The organism is Saccharomonospora halophila 8 (genome assembly GCF_000383775.1).
In the GTDB taxonomy this organism is placed as follows: Bacteria; Actinomycetota; Actinomycetes; order Mycobacteriales; family Pseudonocardiaceae; genus Saccharomonospora; species Saccharomonospora halophila.
The window spans coordinates 80,726-90,353 of record NZ_KB912503.1 but is presented as its reverse complement, the minus strand read 5'-3'; the positions used below and the strand labels follow the sequence as shown (position 1 = coordinate 90,353).

8 protein-coding genes and 1 pseudogene are annotated in these 9,628 nt (G+C 70.1%); 5 read left to right on the top strand and 4 right to left on the bottom strand.

Translation table 11 applies throughout. The annotated features are described in order from the left end of the window. The 3 genes from SACHA_RS20490 to SACHA_RS0105665 form a co-directional block, all read right to left on the bottom strand. Positions 1-1,640, bottom strand: a 1,640-nt coding sequence (locus tag SACHA_RS20490) for a DNA topoisomerase IV subunit A (protein WP_039738051.1), incomplete at its 3' end; no start/stop codon positions are given. Positions 1,641-1,711: 71 nt separating this feature from the next. Next, on the bottom strand, positions 1,712-3,769 hold the full coding sequence (locus SACHA_RS0105670; protein WP_019807861.1) for a DNA gyrase/topoisomerase IV subunit B: 2,058 nt from the start codon (positions 3,767-3,769) through the stop codon (positions 1,712-1,714). A 146-nt stretch (positions 3,770-3,915) separates the two neighbouring features. Continuing rightward, a complete protein-coding gene (locus tag SACHA_RS0105665) occupies positions 3,916-4,950 on the bottom strand; it encodes a DNA polymerase IV (RefSeq protein ID WP_019807859.1) in 1,035 nt (344 codons plus the stop codon). 247 nt (positions 4,951-5,197) lie between these two features. Here SACHA_RS0105665 and SACHA_RS20485 point away from each other — a divergent pair. The 3 genes and pseudogenes from SACHA_RS20485 to SACHA_RS0105650 all read left to right on the top strand — a co-directional run bounded on the left by SACHA_RS20485 (position 5,198) and on the right by SACHA_RS0105650 (position 7,485). Further along, positions 5,198-6,136, top strand: a pseudogene (locus SACHA_RS20485) (ribonuclease Z). Positions 6,137-6,203: 67 nt separating this feature from the next. Continuing rightward, complete coding sequence (locus tag SACHA_RS0105655; protein WP_007024286.1) at positions 6,204-6,482, top strand: WhiB family transcriptional regulator; 279 nt, start codon at positions 6,204-6,206, stop codon at positions 6,480-6,482. 277 nt (positions 6,483-6,759) lie between these two features. Beyond that, positions 6,760-7,485: a class I SAM-dependent methyltransferase gene (locus tag SACHA_RS0105650; protein ID WP_019807855.1), complete on the top strand. Its 726-nt coding sequence runs from the start codon at positions 6,760-6,762 to the stop codon at positions 7,483-7,485. Between the two features lie 44 nt (positions 7,486-7,529). On the opposite strand, the gene SACHA_RS0105645 is transcribed toward SACHA_RS0105650, so the two are convergent. Then, positions 7,530-7,940: an arsenate reductase/protein-tyrosine-phosphatase family protein gene (locus SACHA_RS0105645; RefSeq protein ID WP_019807852.1), complete on the bottom strand. Its 411-nt coding sequence runs from the start codon at positions 7,938-7,940 to the stop codon at positions 7,530-7,532. Positions 7,941-8,032: 92 nt separating this feature from the next. On the opposite strand from SACHA_RS0105645, the gene SACHA_RS0105640 reads away from it, so the two are divergent. Together SACHA_RS0105640 and arsB are read left to right on the top strand one after the other, a co-directional pair. After that, complete coding sequence (locus SACHA_RS0105640; protein ID WP_019807851.1) at positions 8,033-8,398, top strand: ArsR/SmtB family transcription factor; 366 nt, start codon at positions 8,033-8,035, stop codon at positions 8,396-8,398. Continuing rightward, positions 8,398-9,507 carry an ACR3 family arsenite efflux transporter gene (gene arsB, locus SACHA_RS0105635; RefSeq protein ID WP_039738074.1) on the top strand — a complete coding sequence of 370 codons (1,110 nt, stop codon included), beginning with the start codon at positions 8,398-8,400 and terminating at the stop codon, positions 9,505-9,507. Before SACHA_RS0105640 ends, arsB begins: the two co-directional genes overlap by 1 nt. Positions 9,508-9,628 lie beyond the last annotated feature (121 nt).

Sequence of the window (9,628 nt, the reverse complement as noted above, 5' to 3'; positions counted from 1 at the left end):
TCCTCGGACTCCGCCGCCGTCCGGGCGACCAGCCCGGTCGCCGAGAGGATCACCTGACACGGGTCGTCGGCCACCTCCAGCGGACCCGCGGGCTTCGACGCCTCCAGCACCTCCTTGAGGTCCCCGTCGATCAACGCCGTGCGGCGCGCGGTGCCGAAGTCCTTGGCCACCCTGGTCAGTTCCTTCGACACGAGCTTCTTCAGCACCGACTCGTCATCCAGGATCGTGGTCAGCTCCGCGATCTCGGAGCGCAGGCGTTCCTGTTCGGACTCCAGCTCGATCTTGTCGTACTTGGTGAGCCTGCGCAGCGGCGTGTCGAGGATGTAGGTGGCCTGGGTGTCGGACAGCTTGAACCGCGTCATCAGCCCGTCCTTGGCGGCCTTCGCGTTCTCGCTGCCCCGGATCAGCTTGATCACCTTGTCGATGTCGACCAGCGCCTTGAGCAGCCCCTCCACCAGGTGCAGCCGCTCCTCCCGCTTGCGCCTGCGGTAGCGGGTGCGACGGGTGACCACCTCGTACCGGTGGGCCAGGAACACCTCCAGCATGCCCTTCAGGCCCAGGGTCCGCGGGGTACCGTCCACGAGCACGAGGTTGTTGATGCCGAACGACTGCTCCAGTGGCGTGAGCCGGTACAGGTCGGCCAGCAGCGCCTGCGGGTTGACGCCGACCTTGCACTCGATCACCAGCCGGGTGCCGTTCTCTCGGTCGGTGAGGTCCTTGACGTCGGCGATGCCGGTGAGCCGCTTGTGCTTGTTCACCTCGTCGGTGATGCGCTCGATCACCTTCTCCGGGCCCACGCCGTAGGGCAGTTCGGTGACCGTGATGCCCTGCCTGCGGGTGCCCTCGATCGGGCCGGTGGTCACCGTCGCCCGCATCCGCACGACCCCGCGTCCGGTCTCGTAGGCCTTGCGCACCTGGTCCAGACCGAGCAGGTGCCCGCCGGTGGGCAGGTCCGGGCCGGGCACGAACTCCATCAGCTTGTCCAGCGAGGCGTTCGGGTGGTTGATCAACCACTTGGCCGCGGCGATCACCTCGCCCAGGTTGTGCGGGATCATGTTCGTCGCCATCCCGACGGCGATCCCGGACGTGCCGTTGACCAGCAGGTTCGGGAACGCCGCGGGCAGCACCTGCGGCTCCTGGAGGGAGCCGTCGTAGTTCGGGCGGAAGTCGACGGTGTCCTCGCCCAACTCCCCGACCAGCGCCATCGCCTCGGGCGACATCCGCGCCTCGGTGTAGCGGCTCGCTGCCGGCGCATCGTCAACCGAACCGAAGTTGCCGTGCCCGTCGACCAGCGGGACGTTCATCGAGAAATCCTGTGCCAGGCGCACCATCGCGTCGTAGATCGCGGAGTCGCCGTGCGGGTGGTACCGGCCCATCACGTCGCCGACCACCCGGGAGGACTTCACGTAGGCGTGGTTCGGCCGGTAGCCGTTCTCGTTCATCGAGAACAGGATCCGGCGGTGCACCGGCTTGAGACCGTCCCGGGCGTCGGGCAGCGCCCGGGAGTGGATGACCGAGTAGGCGTACTCCAGATAGGAGTCCTCAATCTCGGTCTTGACCGGGTTGTCGAAGATCCGCGCACCCGCCTGGTCGAAGGCGGCCGGGTCGACCCGCGTGGTGGTGTTCTTGCGGCGTGCCATGGTTCAGCGAGCTCCTGTGGTGTTCAGCGCCTGCGGGAGGGGCGGGGTGTCCGTGCCGGGGTCCGCCGGGCTCAGACGTCGATCGCGGCCCGGTCGACCCGCTCCGCCGAGGTGATCAGCCAGTTGCGGCGGGGTTCGACCTTCTCCCCCATCAGCAGGTCCAACGCGGCCTCGGCGGCGTCGACGTCGTCGAGTGTGATGCGGCGGACCGCCCGCGTCGCCGGGTTCATCGTGGTCTCCCACAGTTCGTCGGCGTCCATCTCGCCGAGCCCCTTGAACCGCGGGACGGGCGTGACGACCTGCCTGCCCGCCTCCTCCAGCTCGGCGACCTTCGCCTCCATCTCCCGCTCGGTGAAGGTGTAGAAGGTCTTCGGGTCGCGCCCCTTCGTGGTGATCTTGTGCAGGGGCGGCATCGCCGCGTACAGCCGTCCCTGTTCGATCACCGGCCGCATGTACCGGGCGAACAGCGTGATCAGCAGCGTCCGGATGTGCGAGCCGTCCACGTCGGCGTCGGCCATGAGGATCACCCGGCCGTAGCGCAGCGCCGACTCGTCGAACGTCCGCCCGGTCCCGGCTCCGAGGACCTGCACGATCGAGGCGATCTCGGCGTTCTTCAGCGCGTCACCCAGATTCGCCTTCTGCACGTTGAGGATCTTGCCGCGCAGCGGGAGCAGCGCCTGGTACTCCGAGACCCGCGCGAGCCGGGCCGAACCCAGCGCGCTGTCGCCCTCCACGAGGAACAGCTCGCTGCGCGCCACCCCGGTCGTGCGGCAGTCCACGAGTTTCGGCGGCATGGCCGCGCCCTCCAGCGCGGTCTTGCGCCGGGCCGCGTCCTTCTGCTGCTTCTGCGTCAACCGCACGCGCGAGGCGTCGACGATCTTCTGCAGCACCGTCTTGGCCTCGGCCTTGGTCCTGCGGTGCTCCGCCCAGGCTTTCAGGTGCTTCTCCACGAGGCCCTGCACGACCTTGGTGATGCCCGCGGTGGACAGCTCGTCCTTGGTCTGCGAGGTGAACTGCGGCTCCGGGATACGCACGTGGACGACGGCGGTCATGCCCTCGTAGATGTCGTCCAGGGTGGGCATGTCCTCCTTCGGCTTCAACAGTCCCCGGGTCTTGGAGATCGCGTCGTGCACCGCCCGGGTCAGCCCGCGCTCGAAGCCCTTGCGGTGCGTCCCGCCGTGCACGTTGCGGACCGTGTTGGCGAAGCACTCGACGGTGCGCTCGTACCCGGTCCCCCATCGCAGCGCGATCTCCACCTCGGCGCGGCGCTCTACATTGGACTGCATGACGCCGTTGGCGTCCGCGGCGTTCTCCTTGTAGGTGCCCTCGCCGGTGATCAGCTGCGTCCCGCACACCGGGCGGTCACCCGCGGGTGCGAGGTACTCGACCATGTCGGCGACGCCGTTCGGGTAGTGGAAGGTCTCCTCGTTGATCGCCGCGTCGGTGGCCGTGCGCAACACGTAGGTGACGCCGGAGACCAGGAAGGCGGTGTGCCGGAGCTTGTTCCGCAGCGCCTCGAGGTCCAGGCCCGCGCCCTTCTCGAAGTAGCGCGCGTCGTACCAGTAGCGGATGGCGGTGCCGGTCGACTCGCCGCGCTTCATCTTGCGCACGGTCCGCAGGCCGGACTGCCGGGTGAACTTCGCCTTGGCGCCGGGTCCGTCGAACACGCCGGGCACGCCACGCGCGAAGGACATCTCGTACACCGTGCCGTCGCGTTTGACGGTCACGTCGAGCCGCAGCGACAGCGCGTTCACCGCCGAGGCGCCCACGCCGTGCAGCCCGCCGGAGGCCTTGTACCCCGAGCCGCCGAACTTGCCCCCGGCGTGCAGCCGGGTCAGCACCAGTTCGACCCCGCTGAGCCCGGACTTCCCGTGGGTGCCGACCGGGATGCCCCGGCCGTCGTCGGTGACCTCGACACTGCCGTCGGCGTGCAGCGTCACCACGATTCTGCTCGCGTGCCCCGCGACCCCCTCGTCGGTGGAGTTGTCCAGGATCTCGGAGAACAGATGGTTGACGCCGCGACTGTCGGTGGACCCGATGTACATGCCGGGTCGCTTCCGCACCGCTTCCAGACCCTCGAGGTGGGTCAGGTCGTCGGCCCCGTACAGGGTCTCGGCAGAGGCAGTCACGTGTCGCTCTCTTTCCCGTTCGTGATACGCCCGGATCGTGGATGCCCGTGGCACGCTCGGTCAACTGTTCGACCGCGGCAACAGCGTAATGCAGGGTAACGGGCCGTCAACGGCGAGCATGAGGTGCAACGTCGGTGTGTTCCGACTCATTCCCGCTCGAACTCGGCGCGCACACCCAGCAGACGCACCGGACGGTCCAGTTCGAACCGGCCGAACACGGACTGCGCGGCCCGTTCGAGCACGGCACCGTCGCTGGTGGGGGCGGACAGGGTGACACTGCGTGTCCTGGTGAGGAACGGCGCGAATCGGACCTTGACCGCGACCCGGGCGGCCGGCCTGCCCTCGGCCGCCACGTCGGCGGTGACCCGTTCGCTCAGCCGGCTCAGCTGGGCGCGGAGCTCGTCCGGATCGGCGACGTCCCGCGGGAACGTGGTCTCCCGGCTGCGGGAGCGCGGGACGTACGGGGTCGCGGTGACCTCCCGGTCGCCCGCCCCGTGCGCCAGAAGCCGGTACCAGGGGCCGAGGCGGGGACCGAACCGTACGGCCAGCTCGGCGGGGTCGGCGGCGGCGAGGTCGGCCACGGTGTGGATCCCGCTCTCGGCGAGCCGGTGCCGGGTCTTCACACCGATGCCCCACAGGGCGTCGGTGGGGCGGTGCGCCATGACCTCCACCCAGTTCTCCGCGGTCAGCCGGAACACGCCCGCCGGTTTCGCGAACCCGGTCGCCAGCTTGGCGCGGTGCTTGTTGTCCCCGATGCCCACCGAGCAGGACAGGCCCGTCCGCCCGGCCACCTCCGCGCGGACGCGGGCCGCCAGCGCCTCCGGGTCGTCGGTGCGGACACCCAAAAACGCCTCGTCCCAGCCGACGACCTCGACGACCACGCCGGGCAGGTCCCGCAGCGTGGCCATCACGTGGCCGGAGACCTCCTCGTAGGCGGGCGCGTCGCTGGGCAGGAAGACGGCGTCGGGACAGCGCTTCGCCGCGGTGCGCAACGGCATGCCGGAGTGCACCCCGAACTCCCGGGCCTCGTACGAGGCGGTCGCGACCACGCCCCGCCCGGTGGGGTCGCCGGAGCCGCCCACCACCACGGGCCGCCCGCGCAGCTCGGGGTGCCGCGCGACCTCCACCGCGGCGAGAAACTGATCGAGATCGACGTGCAGTATCCGGTCCCGTGTGGACACGGGCGCAGTATGCGCCGCCCCGGCCACGCATCGCCACTCGGAAGGGGCGCCGGGGAGTCACGGACGGGTGATGGAGCACATCGCGGGTACCGGGAGGGCATAGAACCGGGACGAACGGGATACCCGGTCGGGCGGATTGACGAACCGACACACGAACCGCCGGTGGAGCACGGTGGCGTGACGGAGGTGACGGGAGGTGAAACGAGAATGAACGGCAGGTGCGGCGGGTGACGGAACGCTTCCGGGAGTGACCACCCGGGAACTGGTCGTGCTGGGCACCGGTAGTCAGGTGCCCTCGCGGGACCGCGTCCGGAACGGGTACCTGCTCCGCTGGGATCAGGAGCGCATCCTGTTCTGACCCGGGCGAGGGCACCCAACGGCAGATGACGTTCGCGGGTGTCTGTCGCCCGCGCGGTGACGCGGATGTGCCTGACTCATTTCCACGGTGACCACTGCCTGGGTGTCCCGGGGATCGTGCCGCGGATGTCGCTCGACGGCGTCGCGAGCGCCGTGGCCCACTATCCCGCGACCGGTGCCCGGTACTTCGACCGACTGCGCCACGCGAGTGTGTTCCACGCCACGACCGAGCTGGCGGAGCAACCCGTCGAACGGGACGGGAGGATCACGTCCGGTCCGTTCGGCGAGTTGTGGGCTCGACGGCTGGATCACCCGGTGGGAGGCGTTCGGATACCAGCTCGTTGAGCCGGAGCGCGTTCACCTGGTGCCCGAGCTTCTCGAACGGTACGGGGTGCGCGAACCGGACGTCGGTAGGCTGCGGCGGGCGGGCACGGTCGACGTGGGTGGACGGACCGTGACGTTGAACGAGGTGAGTGTCACACGTCCGGGGCAGCGTTTTGGTTTCGTCATGGACACCCGGTTGTGCGAGAATGTTTTCGCGCTGGCCGAGGACGCCGACCTGCTGACCATCGAGTCGACCTTCCTGAGTTCCGAGGCTGACCTCGCGCGGCGGTACGGACACCTTACCGCCGCGGAGGCCGGTCGGGTCGCGGCCGAGAGTCGGGTCCGCACAGTGGTGCTGACCCATTTCTCGCAGCGTTACACGGAACCGAGCCACACGGAACCGACTCGGTTTCATGACGAAGCGGCCGAGGTATTCGGCGGCGACATCGTGGTCGCCAGGGATGTGAGCCGAATCCCCGTGCCGCGCCGGGTGCGCCCGGAATAGCGGAACAACCGACGTGCGTTGTCTCCGCATAGTTGCCTGTTTTTCGCCGGAAGGAGGCGGCACGCCAATGAACAATTTCGACTGGCGGCACCACGCCGCCTGCCGCGACGAGGACCCCGAGCTGTTCTTCCCCGTGTCCGACATGGGGCCGGGCGCCCAGCAGACCGCGCGCGCCAAGGCGGTGTGCGCACGCTGCCCCGTGGCGAACGAGTGCCTGGAGAGCGCCATCGAGAACGGCCTCGACCACGGGATCTTCGGCGGCACCACGGAGCGGGAACGGCGTGATCTCGTGCGCGCCCGGCGTCAGCGCGCACGGCAGTCGGGAATTCGCGGAAACGCCGCCTGACACCGTTTTCACACCGTTCTCGTAACTCGACAACCGAACACCGACAACGTCGGGCCGGTGCCCGCCGTCGACGTGAGTGGTTTTCCGCGCCCCCGGGTTCCGCCCGGGGGCGCGATCATGTGTGACCCGTGTCCCCGCGTCGCCCCGTGCGGGTGCACGACCCGGTCAGCGGTCGGACACACACCGTGACCCTCGGTGCGACGATCGGCGGGAGTAGCCGTTACGATTCGATCAAGTACCGATACCGGTGCGCTTTCGAAGGACACAGGGAGCGGACGTGACGGACACCCCCACAGGCGACGAGTTCTCCGCCGCGACGGGCCGGGCGCTGGAGAGCGACCACGGCAAGCCGCGCTACCTCGCGTACCAGCGGGAGCTGATCGGTCCGCACTGCGGGCGGTCCGTGCTGGAGGTCGGGGCGGGCCTCGGCGAGTTCGCCGACGGATTCACCGGGTTCGACCGGTACGTGGTGACCGATGTGGACTCCGGTGCGGTCGAGCGGATGAAGCGGCGCTTCGCCGATCGGCCGGAGATGGAGGTCCAGCAGTACGACATCGACGGGCGGACCCGGCTGTCCGAGCCCGTCGACACGCTCGTCGCGATCAACGTGCTCGAACACATCGCCGACGACGTCACCGCGCTGCGCGAGTTGTCCGAATCACTCACCCCGACGGGCACCATCGTCCTGTTCGTACCCGGGTACCAGCGGCTCTACGGGGAGTTCGACCGCAAGGTCGGCCACCACCGCCGCTACACGCCGGCGACGGTGTCCGAGGCCGCGCGCCGGGCCGGGCTGCGCGTCGAGGTGGCGCGCCCGGTGAACTTCCTCGGCGCGTTCGCCTGGTGGGCGGCGGTGCGCAAGGGCGGTACGGGTGCGCCGGATCCGCGCCTCGTCGCGCTGTACGACCGTTTCGTGGTGCCGGTCACCCGCGCGCTCGAGAAGAGGGTTCCGGTCCCGTTCGGTCAGTCGGTGTTGTGCGTGGCCCGGCGCACCGACGCCTGAACCGGGCCGACGACCGCACCACGGCGCTCGGGTCGCCACAGTGCTCAGGATGCGCCGTCCAGCAGTTCGGACAGCAGCGCCCGGACCCGGCGGTCGATCTCGTCACGGACGGGACGGACCTCCTCCACGGGCCTGCCCGCGGGGTCGTCCAGGTCCCAGTCGAGGTAGCGCTTGCCGGGGAAGACGGGACAGGTGTCACCGCAGCCCATCGTGATGACGACGTCGGCGGCCTCGACGTCGGCGGTGGCGAGACCGGTCGGCACCGCGGCGGTGATGTCCAGACCCCATTCGGCGAGCGCGGCCGCGGCCGCGGGGTTGACCCGCTCCCCCGGCTCGGACCCGGCCGAGCGGACCGCGACGCGGCCGAGTGCGTGGTGGGCCAGCAGCGCGGCCGCCATCTGTGAGCGGCCCGCGTTGTGGACGCAGACGAACAGAACCTCCGGCCGGTGGGCCATGATCTCTCCCGGATGATCGAGCGGAGCGGGAACGGGTGCCCGGCTCACCGTACCCGATCACATCATCGGCGAGTGATGTATGGTCGCGCACCATGCCCGCCCTCGACCCCACCCCGCCACCGGCCGACGCGGTCGTGCCCGTCGACGCGCTGCCGACGGACACGCTGCGCCTGCTCGCGGACCCGCTGCGTGCCACCCTCGTCGGCCTGCTGGCGCGGGAGACGCTGTGTACCTGCCACCTGGTCGACGAGACCGGGGCGAGCCAGACCAACATCTCCAATCATCTGCGGCTGCTGCGCGGGGCGGGCCTGGTGGCCGCGGAACCCCACGGCCGCTACACCTACTACCGGCTGCGGCCGGAGGCGCTCCGGGCGATCGCGGCGACGCTGACCGGGCTCGCCGAGCGCGCCGAGGCCGCCGGGTCCGCGGAGTCCACCGGGAACAGGAGGCCGTGCTGATGACCCGGACCGCGGAACAGCCCGACGACCGGGACGTCCTGCGTCAGATGTCGTCGCTCGACCGGTTCCTCCCGGTGTGGATCCTCGCGGCGATGGGGACAGGGCTGCTGCTCGGTGCCGTGCTTCCGGGCCTGCGGGGCGTGCTCGACGCCGTCACGATCGGCCAGGTCTCCCTGCCGATCGCGCTCGGACTGCTGCTGATGATGTACCCGGTGCTGGCGAAGGTGCGCTACGACCGGCTCGACTCGGTGACCCGCGACCGGCGCATGCTGGTGCTCTCGCTCGTGCTCAACTGGGTGGCCGGGCCCGCCCTGATGTTCGCGCTGGCGTGGCTGATGCTTCCCGACCTGCCCGAGTACCGCACCGGCCTGATCATCGTCGGGTTGGCCCGCTGCATCGCCATGGTGATCATCTGGAACGACCTGGCCCGCGGTGACCGCGAGGCCGCCGCCGTGCTCGTGGCACTGAACTCACTGTTCCAGGTGCTGATGTTCGGGGTCCTCGGGTGGTTCTACCTCGACGTGCTGCCCGGGTGGCTCGGCCTGGACACCACCTCGATCGACGTCTCACCGTGGACCATCGCGCTCAGCGTCGTGATCTTCCTCGGTATCCCGCTCGCGGCCGGGTACACCTCACGCCGCGTGGGCGAGCGCACGAAGGGCCGCGAATGGTACGAGAACCGCTTCCTGCCGATGATCGGACCGGTGACGCTGTACGGGCTGCTGTTCACGATCGTCGTCCTGTTCGCGTTGCAGGGGGAGACGATCAGCGAGCGACCCGGCGACGTCGCCCGGATCGCGCTGCCGCTGCTGGCCTACTTCGCGCTCATGTGGGCCGGGTCGTACGCCCTCGGCCGGGCCGCCGGACTGAACTACGCCCGCACCGCGACGTTGGCGTTCACCGCCGCGGGCAACAACTTCGAACTCGCGATCGCCGTGGCCATCGGCGTGTTCGGGGTGACCTCGGGGCAGGCGCTCGCGGGGGTCGTCGGCCCGCTCATCGAGGTCCCGGTGCTCGTCGCGCTCGTCTCCGTCAGCCTCCGGCTCCGCCGTCGTTGGCGTGCCCGTACCCCGGCCCGCGAGTCACCGGACGTCGACTCGCGGGCATGAGGTGGCGACTCGCGGGCGTGGGGTGGCGACTCGCGGTCACATGGACTTGGCCTTGAAGTAGCGGGTGGCGCTCGGGGCCTGCGAGGCGAGGCCTGCCGCCAGCGCCGCGCCGAGCGCGCCC

Coding starts and splice junctions, on each gene's coding strand:
- SACHA_RS0105655 (WP_007024286.1), top strand. CDS start 6,204: ATGAACAATTTCGACTGGCGGCACCACGCCGCCTGCCGCGACGAGGAC.
- SACHA_RS0105645 (WP_019807852.1), bottom strand. CDS start 7,940: ATGGCCCACCGGCCGGAGGTTCTGTTCGTCTGCGTCCACAACGCGGGC.
- arsB (WP_039738074.1), top strand. CDS start 8,398: ATGACCCGGACCGCGGAACAGCCCGACGACCGGGACGTCCTGCGTCAG.
- SACHA_RS0105640 (WP_019807851.1), top strand. CDS start 8,033: ATGCCCGCCCTCGACCCCACCCCGCCACCGGCCGACGCGGTCGTGCCC.